This is a genomic window from Mycobacterium sp. NTMscope_MAC_269 (genome assembly GCF_976985695.1).
In genome coordinates, this window is the sequence record NZ_OZ335668.1 from 4,366,402 (window position 1) to 4,383,893 (window position 17,492).

The window sequence follows — 17,492 nt, forward strand, 5'->3', positions numbered from 1 at the left end:
GGCCGGGCCCCTATCGCGCCGCTGGTTGTGGTTGGTCGGCGCGACCGCGCTGGCGCTGACGTTCGCACAGTCGCCGGGGCGTATCTCCCCCGACACCAAGCTCGACCTGACCGCCAACCCGCTGCGCTTTTTGGCCCGCGCCACCAATCTGTGGAACAGCGAGCTGCCGTTCGGGCAGGCGCAGAACCAGGCCTACGGATACCTGTTCCCGCACGGCACCTTTTTCCTGATCGGCCACGCGCTGGGCGTGCCCGGCTGGATCACCCAGCGGCTGTGGTGGGCGCTGCTGCTCACCGTCGGCTTCTGGGGACTGTTGCGGGTCGCCGAGGCGCTGCGTGTTGGCAGCCCGGCGTCGCGGGTGATCGCCGCGGCCGCGTTCGCGCTGTCGCCGCGGGTGCTGACCACCCTCGGATCGATTTCGTCGGAAACCTTGCCGATGATGCTGGCGCCCTGGGTGTTGCTGCCCACGATCCTCGCGCTGCGGGCGTCGACGGATCGGTCGGTGCGCGCGCTGGCCGCGCGGGCCGGCCTGGCCGTGGCGCTGATGGGCGCCGTCAACGCCATCGCGACCCTGGCCGGCTGCCTGCCCGCGGTGATCTGGTGGGCATGCCACCGACCGAACCGGCGGTGGTGGCGCTACACCGGGTGGTGGCTGCTGGCCCTTCTGCTGGCCACGCTGTGGTGGGTGGTGGCGCTGGTGATGCTGCGCGCCATCAGCCCGCCGTTCCTGGACTTCATCGAATCCTCCGGCGTAACAACGCAATGGTCGTCACTGACCGAGATTTTGCGCGGCACCGACAGCTGGACCCCGTACGTGGCCCCGAACGCCACCGCGGGCGCGCCGCTGGTGACCGGGTCGGCGGCCATCCTGGGCACCTGCCTGGTCGCGGCGGCCGGACTGGCCGGGCTGGCCTCCGCCGCCATGCCGGCGCGCGGCCGGCTGGTCACGATGCTGTTGGTCGGGGTGGTGTTGATGGCCGTCGGCTACAGCGGCGGGCTGGGCTCGCCGGTGGCGCACGCGGTGCAGGCCTTCCTGGACGCCGGCGGCGCGCCGCTGCGCAACGTGCACAAGCTGGGGTCGGTGGTCGGCATCCCGGTGGCGCTGGGCATCGCCATGCTGCTGGGGCGGATACCGCTGCCGGGCAGCGCCCCGACGCCGGTGTGGCTGCGCGCGTTCGCCCACCCGGAGCGGGACCAACGGGTGGCGGCCGCGATGGTGGTGCTGACGGCGCTGATGGTCAGCACATCGCTGGCGTGGACCGGTCGGCTGGCGCCACCGGGGACGTTCACCGCCATCCCGCCGTATTGGCATCAAGCCGCCGACTGGCTGACCGAGCACAACAGGGGCGCACCCACTCCCGGTCGGGTGCTCGTCGTCCCGGGGGCGCCGTTCGCCACCCAGGTGTGGGGCACCAGCCACGACGAGCCGCTGCAGGTGCTGGGCAGCAGCCCGTGGGGGGTGCGGGATTCGATCCCGCTGACCCCGCCGCAGACCATCCGGGCGCTGGATTCGGTGCAGCGCCTCTTCGCCGCCGGCCGTCCCTCGGCCGGTCTGGCAGATACCCTTGTGCGCCAAGGTATTTCGTATCTTGTTGTGCGCAACGACCTGGATCCCGACACGTCACGCTCGGCGCGCCCGATCCTGGTGCACCGCGCCGTGGAGGGATCGCCGGGGCTGCGAAAGGTGGCGCAGTTCGGCGCCCCGGTGGGGCCCGGCACGCTGGCCGGCTTCGTCGCGGACAGCGGTTTGCGGCCCCGCTACCCGGCGATCGAGGTTTACCGGGTCGGCGACGACGGTGATGTCAGCGACCCCGCCACGCCCTACTTCGTCGACGCCGACCGGCTGGCCCGGGTCGACGGCGGACCGGAAGTGCTGCTGCGCCTTGACGAACGGCGACGGCTGTTGGGCCAGCCGCCGCTGGGCCCGGCGCTGATGACCGCCGACGCCCGCGCCGCGGGGCTGCCGCTGCCGACGGGGGCCGGCGTGACCGTCACCGACACCCCGGTGGCGCGGGAGACGGATTACGGTCGGGTGGACCAACATTCGTCGGCGATCCGGGCCCCCGGCGACGCGCGGCACACCTACAACCGGGTGCCCGACTATCCCGTCCCCGGCGCCGAGCCGGTGACCGGCGCCTGGACGGGCGGGCGGATCACGGTGTCGAGCTCGGCGTCGGATTCCACCGCGATGCCCGACGTCGCGCCCGCGACCTCCCCGGCCGCCGCGGTCGACGGCGACTCGGCGACGGCCTGGGTGTCCAACTCGCTGCAGGCCGCGGTCGGCCAATGGATGCGGATCGACTTCGACCACCCCGTGACCAACGCGGCAATCACGTTGACGCCCAGCGCAACCGCCGTCGGCTCCCAGGTGCGCCGCATCCTGATCGAAACGGCGACAGGCAGCACCACGCTGCGGTTCGACGAGCCGGGCAAGCCGCTCGCCGCGGCGCTCCCCTACGGCGAAACCCCGTGGGTTCGCATCACCGCGGCCGGCACCGATGACGGGTCCGCCGGCGTGCAGTTCGGCATCACCGACCTGACGATCACGCAGTACGACGCGTCCGGGTTCGCCCACCAGGTCGACCTGCGCCACACCGTGCGGGTGCCCGGACCGCCCGGTGCGCCGATCACGGGGTGGGACCTGGGATCGGAACTACTCGGCAGGCCGGGTTGCGCCTTTGCGCCCGACACCGTGCGCTGCGCGCCGTCGATGTCCCTGACCCCGGAGGAGCCGGTCAACTTCAGCCGGACGCTGACCGTGCCGGCGCCGCTGTCGGTGACCCCGACGGTGTGGGTGCGGCCCCGGCAGGGACCCAAGCTGGCCGCCCTGATCGAGGAACCGAATACCACTGTCGCACACGGGGATTCGGATGCGGTGGACGTACTGGGTTCGGCCTACGCGGCCACCGACGGCGACCCGGGCACGGCCTGGACGGCGCCGCAGCGGGTGGTGCAGCACAAGACCCCGCCGACCTTGACGCTGACCCTGCCGCACCCTACCGAGGTCACCGGATTGCGTCTGGTTGCCAGCCGGGCGGCTCTACCCGTGCGCCCGACGATGGTGGCCGTCAACCTGGGTGACGGCCCACAAGTGGCGGCGATCGATGCCGACCGCGGCGGCTCCGGTGGGGTGCAGACGCTCGCGCTGAAGCCCCGGGTGACCGACACCGTGACCGTCAGCCTGCTGGACTGGGACGACGTCATCGACCGCAACGCTTTGGGCTTCGACCAGCTCAAGCCGCCCGGGCTGGCCGAGGTGGCCGCGCTCGGGGCCGACGGCAACGCGATCGCGCCCGCCGACGCCGCCCGCAACCGCGGCCGTGAGGTCAGCGTCGGGTGCGATCGCGGTCCGGTCATCGCGGTCGCGGGCCGGTTCGTGCACACCGCGATCCACACCACCGTCGGGGCGATACTCGATGACCTGCCCCTGGCGGCGGTGCCGTGCGACCGCGACCCGATCGCGCTGCCCGCCGGCAATCAGGAGTTGTTGATCAGTCCGGGCGCCCAGTTCGTGGTCGACGGGGCCGAGCTGTCGACCGCGGCTCCCACCGAAAGCGCACGGACCCAACCTGTTTCGTCCTGGCGGGAGTGGGGCCCAGCCCGGCGCGAGGTCCAGGCTCCCCCGTCGGCCACCCCCCGGGTCCTGGTCATCCCGGAAAGCATCAATCCCGGCTGGGTGGCGCACGCCGGCACCGGGGCCCGCCTCACGCCGATCGCCGTCAACGGCTGGCAGCAGGGCTGGGTGGTTCCCGCCGGCGACCCCGGCACCATCACGCTGACGTTCGCCTCCAACCCGCTCTACCGCGCGGGTCTGGCGGTGGGACTGGCCCTGTTGCCGCTGCTGGCGCTGCTGGCGTTCTGGCGCACCCGAAGGCGTGATGCGGACGCCCCCGCGCAACCATGGCGGCCCGGGGCGTGGGCGGCGGTCCCGGCGGTGGCCGCGGGCGTGGTGATCGCCGGCGCCGGCGGCGCCGCGGTGGTGGGCGCCGCCCTGGGGCTGCGGTACGCGCTGGGCGGCCGACGCTGGGAGCGCCTCGCGCTGGTGGGCAGTGCCGGGGGGCTGATCCTGGCCGGGGCGGCATTGTCGCGGCAGCCCTGGCGCTCGGCAGACGGCTACGCGGGCCATTCGGCGAATATCCAACTGCTGGCGTTGATTTCACTCGCGGTGCTCACCGCGTCGGTGATCGCGTTGCCCGATCGTCGGCGCGAGACGGGCGACGAATAGTGCCGAATAGTTTTGGCGGGTAGTGGCTATCCCGTTTATCGGCTGATTGACTGGATATGCGGGTCGGTGTAACAGCCACCGATCGAGGAGTGAGCGCCATGAGCTGGTTTTCCGCGCCCGAATACTGGGTGGGCAGACTGGTCCTCGAGCGTGGCGCCGCGGCGATCTATCTGCTGGCGTTCGTCGCCGCCGCCGCGCAATTTCGCGCGCTCATCGGCGAGCACGGGATGCTGCCCATCCCGCGGTTTGTGGCGGCGCAGTCTTTTTGGCGCACGCCGAGCATCTTTCATCTGCGCTATTCCGATCGGCTGTTCGCGGCGGTGGCCTGGTTCGGCGCGGCGCTGTCGGCGGCCGTGCTCGCCGGGGCGGCCGATGCGGTGCCGCTGTGGGCAGCGATGGCGATGTGGCTGGCGCTGTGGGTGCTGTATCTGTCGATCGTCAATGTGGGGCAGACCTGGTACTCGTTCGGCTGGGAGTCTTTGCTTCTCGAGACCGGGTTCCTGATGATCTTTCTCGGCAACGACGGCGTGGCGCCCCCGGTGCTCACGTTGTGGATGGTCCGATTGCTCTTGTTCCGAGTCGAATTCGGGGCCGGGCTGATCAAGTTGCGCGGCGATCCATGCTGGCGCGATCTGACGTGTCTGTACTACCACCACGAGACGCAGCCGATGCCCGGCCCGCTGAGCTGGTTCTTCCACCATCTGCCCAAGCCGCTGCACCGGGTCGAGGTGGCGGGCAACCATTTCGCGCAGCTGATCGTGCCGTTCGGATTGTTCGCGCCGCAACCGGTGGCCAGCGTGGCCGCGGCGATCATCGTGGTCACCCAGCTGTGGCTGGTCGCGTCGGGCAATTTCGCCTGGCTCAACTGGGTGACGATTCTGTTGGCGTGCAGCGCCATCGACGACGCGTCGGTCGCGTCGCTGCTGCCGCGGGGCCTTGTTCGGGCGCACAACGGCCTGGCAACGCCCGCGTGGTTTGCCGGCATGGTTGTCGCGGTGACGGCCGCGGTGCTGTTCATGAGCTACTGGCCGATCCGCAACATGCTTTCGTCGCGCCAGCGAATGAACATGTCGTTCAACTCATTTCACTTGGTGAATACCTATGGGGCCTTCGGCAGCATCGGACGGATCCGCCGTGAGGTGGTGATCGAGGGTACCGACGATGCTCACCTGACCGACCAGACCGTCTGGCGCGAATACGAATTCAAAGGCAAGCCGGGTGGATTGCGCCGGCTGCCGCGACAATGGGCCCCGTACCACCTGCGCCTGGACTGGCTGATGTGGTTTGCCGCGATCTCCCCGGGCTACGCGCAGCCCTGGCTGCGGCCGTTCCTGCAGCGGCTGCTGCGCAACGACCGGCCGACACTGCGGCTGTTGCGCCACAACCCGTTCCCGGAGGCTCCGCCCCGGTATGTGCGAGCCCAGCTCTACCAGTACCGCTTCACGACCCCGGCCGAGCTGCGACGCGACCGGGCGTGGTGGCATCGCGCGCTGGTGGGCGGCTACGTGCCCCCCACCGCGTTGTCGACCGCGAATCCGCAGTCCCACGACTACTTCTGGTAAGACAGCGCACCGGTGCCCGCAAGCTTTCCGCCCTCGACGATCAGGTACTCCGGGCGGATGGGCGTGCCGGCGAACCAGCTTTCCAGGATCTCCCGCGTGCCGGCCGCGTAACGCGCCTGCGCCGACAGCGTGGTGCCCGAAACATGCGGCGTCATCGCGTTGTTCGGCATCGTCCGCCACGGGTGGTCGGCCGGTGGTGGCTGCGGGTACCACACGTCGCCGGCGTAGCCCCCGAGTTGCCCGCTGCGCAACGCGTCGGCGATCGCTTCCGGGACGGTCTCCTCGGCGCGGGCGGTGTTGACGATGTAGGAGCCGCGCCGCATCGTCGAGATCAGCTTCTCGTCGAACATCGCGCGGGTGTCCGCGTACAGCGGCGAGTGTATCGAGACCACGTCGACCGCCCGCACCAGCTCCTGCACCGTGGGATGAAACGTCACGTTCAGTTCCTTCTCGACGTCCGGTGCCAGCCGGCGGGTGTCGGTGTAGTGCAGGTTGACGTCGAACGGCGCCAGCCGGCGCAGCACCGCACGCCCGATCCGTCCGGCGGCGATCACGCCGACGTCCATGCCCTCGAGGTCATAGGCGCGCTCGACGCAATCGGCGATGTTCCAGCCGCCTTCGGCCGCCCAGCGGTGCGACGGGACGAAATTGCGGACCAGCGCCAGGATCTGCATCACCGCGTGCTCGGCGACGCTGATGCTGTTGCTGTAGGTCACCTCGGCCACGGTGATGCCGCGCTCCTTTGCCGCATCCAGATCCACGTGGTCCGAACCGATGCCGGCGGTCAGCGCGAGCTTGAGCTTGGGCGCCTTGGCGATGCGTTCCTTGGTCAGGTAGGCAGGCCAAAACGGTTGCGAGATCACGATTTCGGCGTCGGGCAACGCGCGTTCGAACTCTGAGTCGGGGCCGTCCTTGTCCGACGTCACCACCAGTTCGTGCCCGGCGTCTTCGAAAAATTTGCGCAGCCCCAGGGCGCCCGACACGCAGCCGAGCAACTCACCGGGGGTGAAGTCGATCGTCGACGGGGTCGGCACCGTGCTGCCGTCGGGGTATTGCTGGATCGTCGGGATGCTGTCCCGCGCGTAGGCCGGTGGGTATCCGTCGACAGGGTCGGGGTAGAGCACCATCACACACTTGGCCATTGAATTCTCCTTTGACTGGCGATCAAGCCCAGTCTCACGGCGCGACCACGGGGCTGTCCAAGACGTGATTCCGACCGGCTGATAGGCGACGCCGATCAGCGGAGGCGGCGGCTAGGACTGCTCGCTGAGGATGGCGCCGATGCGGGCCTCGCGCGCGGTCCGCCGCAACGCGCGGGCCAGCAACGAGCCCGGCTCGGCGCGGTTGGTGACCAGCGCGATCAGCGAAGTGACCGAGGGGCGCCGCAGCCTCAGCACGCGGGCCCCGGCGGGGATGCCGAGGGTGTGGATCCACGGCTGGGGCACGATGCTCGCCCACCGGCCGGTGCGGACGTGCGCGAACAGTGCTGCCACGGAATCGGTTTCCAGCTGCGGTGTCACCTGGAGGTCGTGGGTGGCCAAGGCGTCGTCGATGACCCGGCGCCCACGCATGCCCTGGGTCAGCAGGCACAGCGGCAGCTGCACGGCGTCCGCCCACGCGATGGTGTCCGACTCGCCGCCGAGCAGGTCGGCGGCGGCGATGAGCACCGGCTGCTCGTGGTAGAGCGGGGTGACCAGCAGGTCGGCCGTGTCCTGTTGGTCCGGATAAAGGATCCCGGCGTCCAGTTCGAACTTGCGGACCCGTTCGACGATGCCGGCCGATCGCAGGTTGACCTCGAGCCTGACCCGCACCAGCGGATGCGCGGCACAGAACGGATCCGTAAGCAGCGCAACGGTGGTCGAGGCCGCCGGGACCACTCCGAGCCGCAGCTCGCCGGTCATCCCGGCCTGCAGCGCGGTGACTTCCTGCTTGAGCGCGTCGCGGTCGGCGAGGATTCGCCGCGCCCAGGGCACCAGCCGTTCGCCTTCGGGGGTGAGACCTTCGAAGCGCTGCCCCCGCCGCACCAGCGGGACGTTGAGTTCCTGCTCGAGCTTGCGGATGGCCTCCGAGAGCGCCGGCTGGGACACGTAGCAAGCCTGTGCGGCGCGCGCGAAGTGGCGCTCGGAGGCGAGCGCCACGAAGTACTCCAGCTGGCGGAACAGCATGCGTCCATTCGACCACGCGGGCGGTTACTCGTCGCGGTGGTGGGGAAACCCCCGAAACGAACCGCGACGCGCGCGAAGGAGGCACACGGTGGCGAAACAGTTCAAGGTCGGGGACCACGTCAGGTGGAACTCGGAAGCCGGTCACGTCAGCGGCACCATCGTCAAAAAGCACACGCGTGACACCGAGTACAAAGGCCACAAACGGCATTGCACGAAGGATGACCCGCAGTACGAGATCAGAAGCGACAAAACCGACCACGTCGCGATGCACAAGGGCGACGCCCTGGAGAAGATCGACTAGGACGAGCGCGACACCACCATGAGCGACGAGGACGAAATCTGGACCATCGGGCACTGGACGTGCCCGATACCGACGTTCTTGGAGCCGCTCGATCACGCCCACATCGACCTGCTCGTCGATGTGCGCGCCCAGCCAGGCTCGCGACGCAACCCCCAGTTCGGCAGCGCGGAGATGTCGCGCTGGCTCAACGACGCCGGCATCGGCTATGTTCACGTTCCCGAGCTCGGGGGGCGCCGCCGTCAGCAAAGCGTCGATCCCACCATCAACGCGGGCTGGCAAAATGCGAGCTTCAAGAACTACGCGGACTACACCCTCACCGAGGAATACCAGCGCGGCCTTTCAGAACTGATCACTCTCGCCCGCTCCCACCGTGTGGCGATCATGTGCGGGGAGCCCGTGCCGTGGCGATGCCATCGGCAACTGATCGCGAACAGCCTTGTCGCCCAAGGCTGGACGGTGTGGCACCTCATCAGCGGATCCGCCCCGCGCCAGCATCGACTCGGGCAATGGGGCGCCAAGCCCGTCGTCGACGAGCGCAACCGCGTGACCTACCCGGCGCACGCCGGCAGCGCCTGAGCCACCGATGTCGTGTATTGGCGCAAAAACCATCGGCTCTCACAACAGAAGCTTGATGTGGAGGCCGCGCCGTTCTAAGGTATGAGTTATTGTCCGTTAGCTTTGAGGAGCTCTGGTCACCATCGCTCACCAACCCGTAAGGATCGTGTGAGCGGTCGTGAAGTGGGACGATGCAGATGACCTGGCGCTGATGTGGCACATCGTCGACGAACGGTCCGCAGACCTACCGCACGCCGACCGGTGCGCCGTGCGCAGTGTGATCGCGACCAGCGTCTTGCAGGGCAGGTTTCCCACCCCCGATGAGATCGGGCATCTGATCGCTTTCGCGGCAGGGCAAATCAGCATGGGTGAATACTTCATCCGGGTCAATCCCCTCCGCCCCTGAGCCGCTCGGCGGTTGCGCAACGAGAGCCGTTCCGGCCCAGAATGTTTGACACGTCGCGATGTCCGCATGTACCGCACGCGCGGCACAGTTGCGCTGTCCCCGAAAGCTATTCGGGACTTGGTGCGACCACTACACAGCACCGGCCCGGGGTGGGCTGCAGCCGGGCATCGAGGCAACGCGGGTTCAACGCATCCACCATCCCATTGATCAGCGCGTGGTTCATGCCGCACGCCAATTCGGTCTGCTCTTGAGCCAACGCATGGAATGGGCAGTTGACCAGGTACACGCCGTCGTCGTCCTGACCCGGTTCGTAGCCATACTCTCGCAACAACCGTGCCACTAACTTGAGTGCCGCCCGCACGTCGCCCGGCGGCCGCCGGGCCGCGCGAAGCGCGCTATCCGCGATGCTCCGGCCGTAGTCGTGGGCGTTGCGGTGCAACACCTCTACGACGGGCACGCCGCTCTGCTGGGATTGGACGATGGCCTCGCCCATCAGCCGCCCGGCCAACTCGTACTGGCGTTGCGGCAAGCTGACGGCGATGTCGCGACGTACTCGCCGATACAGTTTCGAGGTGCGTCCCGCGCCCGGGCCGGACCGGCCCGTCAACCGGGCGTAGTCACATTCCAGCAAGCCCTCGGCGGTCAGCCGGTCCAGATGAAACTTCGCCTGATGCCGGGCAATTCCGACCACTTCGGCCGCCTGATCGCGGCTCACCGGGCCGGGTTGCGAACACACAAATTGATACAGCTCGTAGCGCACCGGGTCGGCGAGGGCACCGATCCCTGAGGCATCGCGTCGCAGTTGGTCCATCGCGCCTACTTTGTGATCATAAGAACCTTGACGTTACACGCAATAATTTTCTAAAGTTTAATTACTTATCTGTTAGTTTTCAGGAGCCGCCATGGTCACCTCACCAACCAGCGCCGCCCACATCAAACGGTTTGACGATCAGGCTACCCGCGCCCATCGCCGATCACGATGCGATATCGCCGTAGTAAAGCCGCCAGTGTCGTGAACCACTTCGTGCTCCGAACCGCTGCGCGGTCGGCAACGTGGGCAATCGGGTTGGCGTTGGCGGCAAGAACTGTCCCCCACGTCGTGCTGACGGCATCGGGCCTCATCGTCGCCGTGGTGTTCTTCTCGATCACGCAGACGACCCTGTCGGTGAAGATCTTGAAATTGCCTCGTGGATACGCGTCGCTTTTGCTGGGCTGTACCGGCCTGACCCTGACCCTTGTTGCGATGAGCCTTGCTTCGGTGTCGACCCACGGGCTCAACATCTCTGGGACCGCATCATGGCTCGCCGCCACGATCATGGTCTGGCTCGTGACGACTATCGGCGCGATCCTGCTCTTCGACGTCTACCTTCCCCGCGATGTCCGGCTCAATTTGACCAAGACCTGATCGATCGGAAGCGGCGGTCATCCGAGATCCGGACGACGGCGGCGCAGAAGGCCCCGATGTTACTGAGTCACTGGGGAATTGACTGACGAAAGGCAGCCATGGGAGACACAAATCACGATCCGACTGATCGGCACCGGACTGCACATCCTCGCGCCGGCCTCACCATGAAAGACAACTTCTTTTGGCCCGGGTTCATTCTGCTCGGCGTCGCCGTGTCCGGCATCATCGCCAGTTTGACGGTTGCCGCCTACCAACATTACGAATGGCTCAGCACCGTGGCGATCATCGCGCTTCTCGCCACCGTCGCCGCAACCTTGTGGTTCGTCGTGGAACTTCGCCGGGTCACCCTCTTGGAAAATCAACAAGACTGGTAGTGGGACGTAGCTACCGCGAGACGCCGATGTTGTTGGAGTACCGGATATTTCAAACGACCAGGCGGGGTCGGAGCCGTGACGCGGTGACCTCGACACCGGCCGCGAGGTCGTCGATCAGCGCATCGACGTAGTCCACCAGCCCGGCGGCATCGATGGCGTGCGGTGCCGGCCGATCCTCGTGCGCAAGATGGCCTGAGGCGCGGCGCAGCAGGCTGATTGCGCCCTTGAGGTTGCCCCGCTGGGCGTGGGTGATCCCTACCGCCAGCTGCGCCAGGCCCCGCCACAGCGCCTGCTCGTTGACCGGACCGTTCTTCCACGCGGCCTCGAGCACCTCGTGGGCGTTGAACGCGAGACCTCGGTCCAGCAGATCCTGGGCATAGGCGAGGGTTTCGGCCGGCGCGAGCACCAGGTCGTCCGGTACGCGCGGAACGCCTTCGCTGCCCGGCGGGAGTGGCCGGCCCAGGGCGTCGCGCGGTCGGGCGCTTCGCGGGCGGCCCGATTCGTCGCGATCCCGCTCGGTCATCTCTCCATCATGGCAAGCGTCTCGCCCGCGCAACGGGTTATTTACAGCGTTTCGTCCAGCTCGCCGAGCCGGTCGGTCAGCCGTAAGTTCTCCGAGTAGTCGACCGGGCAGCTGATCAGCGAGACGCCGTCGTCGTCGAGTGCGGTGCGCAGCGTCGGCAGCAGCTCCTCGGCGCTGTTAATCCGATATCCCTTGGCGCCGAAGCTTTCCGCGTACGTCACCACGTCGGGGTTGTTAAATTTCACGTAGTAGTGCGCCCCGAGTTCGAGATCCATCTTCCATTCGATGAGCCCATACCCGCCGTCGTCCCAGATCAGCACCACCAGCGGTATCCGCTCGCGGACCGCCGTCTCGATCTCCTGCGAGTTCATCAGGAACGCGCCGTCGCCGACGACGGCCAGCACCTTGGACTCCGGCTGAGCCAACTTGACGCCCAGCGCCCCCGGAAGGGCAAAGCTCATGGTGGACAGCCCATTTGAGATCAGGCAGGTGTTCTTTTCATACGTCGGGTAGAGCCGGGCCATCCACATCTTGGTGGCACCGGTGTCGACCAGGACGACGTCGCTGCGTCCCAGCGCCGCGCGGGTGTCGGCGACCACCCGCGCCGGCGCCAGCGGGTAGCGCGAATCCTGTTGTCCGCGCGCGAACTCCTCGGCGAGCAGCCCCGAGCCGGGTACGTCGGCGGAGTGGCTGAAGCTGTGACCGTCCAGGGCATCGGTGAGCGCGTTCAGCGAATCGCTGATGTCCCCGATGATTCCCACGTCGACCGAGTAGTGCGCGTCGACCTCGGCGGGGAACCGATGGATGTGGATGATCTTCTTGTCGGCCTGCGGGTTGATCCGGACCGGGTCGAATTCCTGCAATTCGTAGCCCACCGCTATGACGACGTCGGCGTTGTCGAACCCGAAGTTGACGTAGTCGTGCCGCATGAATCCCAGCGTGCCGATGCTGTTGCGGTGGTCATCGGGCATGACGCCCTTGCCGTGGAAGGTGTTGGCCACCTGGATGCCGAACTCGTCGGAGAAACGCACCAGGGCCTTGGTGGCGTCCGCACGCGCGGCGCCGTGCCCGGCCAGCACCACCGGTCGCCGCGCGCCGCGCAGGATTTCCACGGCGCGCTCCACCTGGCGGGGCGCCGGGGCGTCCGGGCGGACGACGTTGCGCGGCAACGGCCCCAGGTCGTAATCCTTCTCGTCGGCATCGATGTGCTCCGGCACCGCGAGATAGACCGCGGCCGGGCGTTCGGACTCGGCCAGCTTGAATGCCTTACGCACCATCTCGGGGATGGCGCGCGGGGTCGGGATGCCCGCCGCCCACCGGGTGATCGGGGCGAACATCGACACCAGATCGACGTACTGGTGTGACTCCTTGAACTCCCGGTCCTGGCCCACCTGCGCGGAGATGGCGACCAGCGGGGTGCTGTTGGTGGTGGCGTCGGCGACGCCGAGTTGCATGTTGATCGCGCCGGGCCCCAGGGTGGCCGACACGACCGCCGCCCGGCCGGTGACCCTGCCGTACATCTCGGCCATGAAGGACGCGGCCTGCTCGTGCCGGGTGAGCACGTAGCGGATGGGCGACGACGCCAGTGCCTGCACGAAACGGATGTTCTCCTCGCCGGGAACCCCGAACACGACAGAAACACCCTCGTTTTCCAGGCACTTGACGATCAGCTCAGCGGCTTTGCTCATCCGACACCTCCCTTATGGGAACGATAGTGGCAATGTGGGGGTTGGACTTTTCAGCTACTCATCCGATGAAGGGGGGCCGACGTGGCCATCGCCACCATCAACCCGGCTACCGGCGAGACGGTGAAGACCTTCACCCCGGCCACCGACGACGAAGTCGATGCCGCGATCGCCCGCGCCTACGAGCGCTTTCTCGACTACCGCCACAACACCACGTTTGCCCAGCGCGCCGGGTGGGCAAACGCCACCGCCGACCTGCTGGAAGCGGAGGCCGACGAGGTCGGCGCCATGATGACGCTGGAGATGGGTAAGACCCTGAAATCGGCCAAGGCCGAGGTGTTGAAGTGCGCCAAGGGTTTTCGTTACTACGCCGAGAACGCCGAGCAGCTGCTCGCCGACGAGCCGGCCGACGCCAAGGCGGTGGGCGCGAAGAAGGCCTACATCCGCTACCAACCGCTCGGCGTGGTGCTGGCCGTGATGCCGTGGAACTTCCCGCTGTGGCAGGCCGTGCGATTCGCCGCGCCGGCGCTGATGGCCGGCAACGTCGGGATCCTCAAGCACGCCTCCAACGTCCCGCAGAGCGCGCTGTATCTGTCCGACGTCATCACCCGCGGCGGATTCCCCGAGGGCTGCTTCCAGACCCTGCTGGTCTCCTCTGGCGCCGTCGAGCGCATCCTGCGCGACCCGCGGGTTGCGGCGGCCACGCTGACCGGCAGCGAGCCGGCCGGCCAGTCGGTGGCGGCCATCGCCGGTGACGAGATCAAGCCGACCGTGCTCGAGCTCGGTGGCAGCGACCCATTCATCGTGATGCCCTCGGCGAACCTGGACGAGGCCGCCAAGACCGCGGTGACCGCCCGGGTGCAGAACAACGGCCAATCCTGCATCGCCGCAAAGCGGTTCATCGTCCATACCGACATCTACGACGCGTTCGTCGACAAGTTCACCGAACACATGCAGGCGCTCACCGTCGGCGACCCAACCGACCCGGACACCGATGTGGGCCCGCTGGCCACCGAGTCGGGCCGCGACGAGATCGCCAAGCAGGTCGACGACGCCGCCGCCGCGGGCGCCACCATCCGCCTCGGCGGCAAGCCCATCGAACGGCCCGGGTGGTTCTACCCGCCGACGGTGGTCACCGACATCACCAAGGACATGGCCCTCTACACCGAAGAGGTGTTCGGCCCGGTCGCGTCGATGTACCGGGCGGCCGACATCGACGAGGCCATCGAGATCGCCAACGCCACGACCTTCGGCCTGGGGTCCAACGCCTGGACCAACGACGAGGCCGAGCAGGCGCGGTTCATCGACGACATCGAAGCCGGTCAGGTCTTCATCAACGGGATGACGGTGTCCTACCCCGAATTGGGGTTCGGCGGCGTCAAACGGTCCGGGTACGGGCGTGAGCTCGCGGGCCTGGGCATCCGCGCGTTCGTCAACGCCAAGACCGTGTGGGTCGGCTAGCGGCGGCCTTGCCGAGCTAGGCGGAGGCCCCGGCGAGCGCCTTCTCGTCCTCGTCGGCGAAGGTGTCTTCCAGCTGCAGCGGCGAGTAGTCCAGGTCGATCTCGCCGAGCGGGCGGCCGCGGGCGCTGGAGATGGTGCCGAATCGGCGCATCCCCTTGTCGGAGGCGTAGGCCATGAACTCGTCGACCGACAGGCCGAAGGGCATCGGGTCGTAAAGGGCGAAGCCCTCTTCGATCAGCCGCAGCCCGAGCGGCATGAGTTCGTTCATGCGCGTTTCGAAGACGCCCCAGTTGGCGTCGTCGGCGGCGACGTGGCGGCGGCAGGTGAAGGTGCCCCACGCCATGTGGCGTCGCTCGTCGTCGCCGATGCGCCGGACCAGCTCCTGCATGCCGGGCAGGATGCCGCGTTCCACGCAGATCTTGTGCCAGCCGAAGTAGCCGGTCAGCGCCAGCATGCCCTCGACCATGTGGTTGTAGGTCACCGACGCCCGCACCTGGGCGGCCGGCGACGGATCGAGTGTCAGCGCGTTCAGGCAGGCCGGCAGCTCCTCGTAGAAGATCGTGCGGTAGGTCGGCACGTCGTCGAGGAAGTAGTGCAGGTCCTCGGTGATACCGACGGCGTCGAGCCACATGCGGAACACCTGGACGTGCTTGGCTTCCTCGAAGGCGAACTGCGTCAAATACATCTCGTCGCCGAGCCGGCCTTCGGCCCGCATCGCGGCCATGAACGGCTGGATGTCCTGGGTCACCGACTCCTCGCCGGCGATGAACTCGGCGCACAGCCGGGTGGCGTAGCTGCGTTCGTCGTCGGTGAGGCGTTCCCAATCCTCGCGGTCGCGGGAGAAGTCGATGTCGGCCGGATTCCAGAATTTCGCGTTGCCTCCCGCAAACAGCTTGAGCGGCAAGCTGTCCCAGTTGAGGCCGCCCTCGGCCATCGAGGCGATTCGGGTTCTGTTCATGTGACCTCCTCAGATCGTTTGGGGGCGGGGTGGACTGACGGTGCGGCCGAGAACGCGGCCGCCAGCACCCCGACGAGCCGGCGCACGGCCAGCGCCGGCTGCTCGGGGGTGGGCTCGTCGAGCCCGAGGATCGGATCCAATCCGCGCATGTAGGGCGCCAGCGCCAGGTGCGGAAAGATCAACAGCAGCAACGACAACAGCGCGTCGGTGTCCGACTCGGCGCGCAGGTCGCCGCGCACGTGCGCGTCGCGCACCAGCGGGCGCATCACCTCCAGGTAGTGGCGGTGGATCACGTTCTGCACGCTGACGCGGGCCTCGGTGTCGACTTCGAGGGTCGCCGCGGCGTGCAGCGCGCGCTCGTGCGGGTGGTCCGCGAAGTAGGCCACCCAGGCGTCGAGCCAGTCGGTGAGGAACTCGAAGAAGGGCCGGCTCGGGTCGAGTTCGCGGATGCGGTCGTCCATGTAGGCGCGCACCCGCTGGCTGGCGATGTCGGCGATGAACGCGTACAGGTCGCGCTTGTCGGCGAAGTACTGGAACAGGCTGCCCTTGGCGACACCCGCGCGGCGCGCGATGACGTTCAGGCTGCCCCGGGAAAACCCGTGCGCCCCGAATTCCGCCTCCGCGGCTTCGATGATCGCGGCGCGGCGAGCGGGATCGACGCGCGCCCAGGTGACCGTCGGCAATGTTGCCTCCTCGATCGAGTGACCACTGGTCATCCTACTGTGAGCCACGCCACAGTCAAGGGCTACGGCCGAGTGGCAGACCGCGAGCAACCCTCAGCGGGAAATCCGACGAGCGAGCACTATCGGTGGTAGCGATCCCGCCGAAAAAAGCCGAGGAGTAACCGTGACGACGCACCACGACGACAGCGATGCGTGGCCCAGCCTGCGGGTAGACGACTGGGCTCCGACGAGGCAGACACTGCACATGTGGGCTCAGATTGTCGGCAAGGTCCGGCTGGCCCATTCGCCGTTGGTCAACCACTGGTGGCAGGTCACCTCGTATGTGAGCCCGCGCGGTTTGACGACGTCGGCGATCCCGTATGGGACAGCGGTCTTCGATATGGAGTTCGATTTCATCGACCACGTGCTGCTGATCCGCAGCAGCACCGGTGCGACCCGCAGTGTGCGCCTGGAACCGAAATCGGTGGCCGAGTTCTACTCACAAACGATGCGGGCACTCGACGAGCTGGGATTGTCCACGCGCATCCAGTCGCACCCCAACGAGGTGGACCCGGCCCTGCCGTTCGCCGAAGACGTCGAACACGCGTCATACGACCCCGATGCGGCAAACCTGTTCTGGCGCCAGCTGCTGGCGGCGAACCGCGTGCTCGGCCAGTTTCGGTCCCGGTTCATGGGTAAGGTGAGTCCCGTTCATTTCTTCTGGGGTGCAATGGATCTCGCGTGCACCAGGTTTTCCGGGCGCGGTGCGCCCCGGCATCCGGGCGGCGCACCCAATTGCGGAGATTGGGTGATGGTCGAGGGCTACTCGCGAGAACTGAGCAGCTGCGGATTCTTTCCCGGCGGGGGTGACGAGGGCGCCTTCTACGCCTACGCCTATCCCGAACCCGAGGGCTTCGCCGACCACCCCGTCGGTCCCGAAGAGGCGCGCTACGACAAGGGTCTCGGCGAATACCTGTTGCCATACGAGGTGGTGCGCCAGGCAGCCGACCCCGACCAGACGCTCCTCGGGTTCTTGCAAGACAGCTACGAAGCGGCAGCGGTGCACGCCGGCTGGGACCGCGCCGTGCTCGAAGACGACCCCGATCGCTGGAAGGCCCATCAAATTCGCGCATGAGCGCGTTGGTATCGGGCCTTGGTTCAGCTTGTCGAGCGTGACACCACAGTCACTCTCGAGCCCCAGCGTGACTGC

The 17,492-nt window shown here is 67.7% G+C and carries 16 protein-coding genes; 9 read left to right on the forward strand and 7 right to left on the reverse strand.

What is annotated here, in order from left to right; all coding sequences use genetic code 11:
* The first annotated feature begins 25 nt into the window (after nucleotides 1–25).
* Both ACZ50Z_RS20705 and ACZ50Z_RS20710 read left to right on the forward strand, forming a co-directional pair.
* Nucleotides 26–4,225, forward strand: a complete 4,200-nt coding sequence (locus ACZ50Z_RS20705; protein WP_464485220.1) for an alpha-(1->3)-arabinofuranosyltransferase domain-containing protein — start codon at nucleotides 26–28, stop codon at nucleotides 4,223–4,225.
* A gap of 98 nt (nucleotides 4,226–4,323) precedes the next feature.
* Nucleotides 4,324–5,787: a lipase maturation factor family protein gene (locus ACZ50Z_RS20710; RefSeq protein ID WP_464485221.1), complete on the forward strand. Its 1,464-nt coding sequence runs from the start codon at nucleotides 4,324–4,326 to the stop codon at nucleotides 5,785–5,787.
* On the opposite strand, the gene ACZ50Z_RS20715 is transcribed toward ACZ50Z_RS20710, so the two are convergent.
* Together ACZ50Z_RS20715 and ACZ50Z_RS20720 are read right to left on the reverse strand one after the other, a co-directional pair.
* On the reverse strand, nucleotides 5,775–6,929 hold the full coding sequence (locus ACZ50Z_RS20715; protein WP_464485222.1) for an NAD-dependent formate dehydrogenase: 1,155 nt from the start codon (nucleotides 6,927–6,929) through the stop codon (nucleotides 5,775–5,777). The two genes, ACZ50Z_RS20710 and ACZ50Z_RS20715, sit on opposite strands and share 13 nt — an antisense overlap.
* Before the next feature lie 111 nt (nucleotides 6,930–7,040).
* Entirely contained in the window at nucleotides 7,041–7,952 is a 912-nt protein-coding gene (locus ACZ50Z_RS20720) for a LysR family transcriptional regulator (protein ID WP_464485223.1), read from the reverse strand.
* Nucleotides 7,953–8,040: 88 nt separating this feature from the next.
* On the opposite strand from ACZ50Z_RS20720, the gene ACZ50Z_RS20725 reads away from it, so the two are divergent.
* The 3 genes from ACZ50Z_RS20725 to ACZ50Z_RS20735 all read left to right on the forward strand — a co-directional run bounded on the left by ACZ50Z_RS20725 (nucleotide 8,041) and on the right by ACZ50Z_RS20735 (nucleotide 9,214).
* Nucleotides 8,041–8,253, forward strand: a complete 213-nt coding sequence (locus tag ACZ50Z_RS20725) for a hypervirulence associated TUDOR domain-containing protein (protein WP_464485224.1) — start codon at nucleotides 8,041–8,043, stop codon at nucleotides 8,251–8,253.
* A gap of 18 nt (nucleotides 8,254–8,271) precedes the next feature.
* Complete coding sequence (locus ACZ50Z_RS20730; protein ID WP_464485225.1) at nucleotides 8,272–8,829, forward strand: DUF488 domain-containing protein; 558 nt, start codon at nucleotides 8,272–8,274, stop codon at nucleotides 8,827–8,829.
* A gap of 157 nt (nucleotides 8,830–8,986) precedes the next feature.
* On the forward strand, nucleotides 8,987–9,214 hold the full coding sequence (locus ACZ50Z_RS20735; protein WP_464485226.1) for a hypothetical protein: 228 nt from the start codon (nucleotides 8,987–8,989) through the stop codon (nucleotides 9,212–9,214).
* Nucleotides 9,215–9,320: 106 nt separating this feature from the next.
* Here ACZ50Z_RS20735 and ACZ50Z_RS20740 read toward each other — a convergent pair whose 3' ends face one another.
* Nucleotides 9,321–10,025, reverse strand: coding sequence for a helix-turn-helix transcriptional regulator (locus tag ACZ50Z_RS20740; RefSeq protein ID WP_464485227.1), 705 nt, complete (start codon nucleotides 10,023–10,025; stop codon nucleotides 9,321–9,323).
* A gap of 288 nt (nucleotides 10,026–10,313) precedes the next feature.
* Here ACZ50Z_RS20740 and ACZ50Z_RS20745 point away from each other — a divergent pair, with 288 nt between their 5' ends.
* Together ACZ50Z_RS20745 and ACZ50Z_RS20750 are read left to right on the forward strand one after the other, a co-directional pair.
* Nucleotides 10,314–10,619 carry a hypothetical protein gene (locus tag ACZ50Z_RS20745; RefSeq protein ID WP_464485228.1) on the forward strand — a complete coding sequence of 102 codons (306 nt, stop codon included), beginning with the start codon at nucleotides 10,314–10,316 and terminating at the stop codon, nucleotides 10,617–10,619.
* A gap of 164 nt (nucleotides 10,620–10,783) precedes the next feature.
* Nucleotides 10,784–10,993, forward strand: a complete 210-nt coding sequence (locus tag ACZ50Z_RS20750) for a UsfY protein (protein ID WP_464485229.1) — start codon at nucleotides 10,784–10,786, stop codon at nucleotides 10,991–10,993.
* A gap of 49 nt (nucleotides 10,994–11,042) precedes the next feature.
* Here the strand turns inward: ACZ50Z_RS20750 and ACZ50Z_RS20755 are convergent, their stop codons facing one another.
* Nucleotides 11,043–11,516 (reverse strand): DUF309 domain-containing protein, encoded by a 474-nt coding sequence (locus ACZ50Z_RS20755; RefSeq protein WP_464485230.1) that lies wholly within the window; start codon nucleotides 11,514–11,516, stop codon nucleotides 11,043–11,045.
* A 41-nt stretch (nucleotides 11,517–11,557) separates the two neighbouring features.
* Complete coding sequence (locus tag ACZ50Z_RS20760; RefSeq protein WP_464485231.1) at nucleotides 11,558–13,204, reverse strand: acetolactate synthase large subunit; 1,647 nt, start codon at nucleotides 13,202–13,204, stop codon at nucleotides 11,558–11,560.
* Nucleotides 13,205–13,285: 81 nt separating this feature from the next.
* On the opposite strand from ACZ50Z_RS20760, the gene ACZ50Z_RS20765 reads away from it, so the two are divergent.
* Nucleotides 13,286–14,662, forward strand: coding sequence for an NADP-dependent succinic semialdehyde dehydrogenase (locus ACZ50Z_RS20765; RefSeq protein WP_464485232.1), 1,377 nt, complete (start codon nucleotides 13,286–13,288; stop codon nucleotides 14,660–14,662).
* A 16-nt stretch (nucleotides 14,663–14,678) separates the two neighbouring features.
* On the opposite strand, the gene ACZ50Z_RS20770 is transcribed toward ACZ50Z_RS20765, so the two are convergent.
* Together ACZ50Z_RS20770 and ACZ50Z_RS20775 are read right to left on the reverse strand one after the other, a co-directional pair.
* Nucleotides 14,679–15,620: a R2-like ligand-binding oxidase gene (locus ACZ50Z_RS20770; protein WP_464485233.1), complete on the reverse strand. Its 942-nt coding sequence runs from the start codon at nucleotides 15,618–15,620 to the stop codon at nucleotides 14,679–14,681.
* Complete coding sequence (locus ACZ50Z_RS20775; protein WP_464486332.1) at nucleotides 15,617–16,303, reverse strand: TetR/AcrR family transcriptional regulator; 687 nt, start codon at nucleotides 16,301–16,303, stop codon at nucleotides 15,617–15,619. Before ACZ50Z_RS20775 ends, ACZ50Z_RS20770 begins: the two co-directional genes overlap by 4 nt.
* A 163-nt stretch (nucleotides 16,304–16,466) precedes the next feature.
* Here ACZ50Z_RS20775 and ACZ50Z_RS20780 point away from each other — a divergent pair, with 163 nt between their 5' ends.
* The gene (locus tag ACZ50Z_RS20780) at nucleotides 16,467–17,417 is read left to right on the forward strand and encodes a DUF5996 family protein (RefSeq protein ID WP_464485234.1); all 951 of its coding nucleotides are present in this window, start codon (nucleotides 16,467–16,469) and stop codon (nucleotides 17,415–17,417) included.
* The last annotated feature ends 75 nt before the right edge of the window (nucleotides 17,418–17,492 follow it).

Excerpts from the sequence above, each read along its gene's own strand:
- ACZ50Z_RS20710 (WP_464485221.1), top strand. The coding sequence starts at position 4,324 with ATGAGCTGGTTTTCCGCGCCCGAATACTGGGTGGGCAGACTGGTCCTC.
- ACZ50Z_RS20715 (WP_464485222.1), bottom strand. The coding sequence starts at position 6,929 with ATGGCCAAGTGTGTGATGGTGCTCTACCCCGACCCTGTCGACGGATAC.
- ACZ50Z_RS20720 (WP_464485223.1), bottom strand. The coding sequence starts at position 7,952 with ATGCTGTTCCGCCAGCTGGAGTACTTCGTGGCGCTCGCCTCCGAGCGC.
- ACZ50Z_RS20730 (WP_464485225.1), top strand. The coding sequence starts at position 8,272 with ATGAGCGACGAGGACGAAATCTGGACCATCGGGCACTGGACGTGCCCG.
- ACZ50Z_RS20740 (WP_464485227.1), bottom strand. The coding sequence starts at position 10,025 with ATGGACCAACTGCGACGCGATGCCTCAGGGATCGGTGCCCTCGCCGAC.
- ACZ50Z_RS20750 (WP_464485229.1), top strand. The coding sequence starts at position 10,784 with ATGAAAGACAACTTCTTTTGGCCCGGGTTCATTCTGCTCGGCGTCGCC.
- ACZ50Z_RS20755 (WP_464485230.1), bottom strand. The coding sequence starts at position 11,516 with ATGACCGAGCGGGATCGCGACGAATCGGGCCGCCCGCGAAGCGCCCGA.
- ACZ50Z_RS20760 (WP_464485231.1), bottom strand. The coding sequence starts at position 13,204 with ATGAGCAAAGCCGCTGAGCTGATCGTCAAGTGCCTGGAAAACGAGGGT.
- ACZ50Z_RS20770 (WP_464485233.1), bottom strand. The coding sequence starts at position 15,620 with ATGAACAGAACCCGAATCGCCTCGATGGCCGAGGGCGGCCTCAACTGG.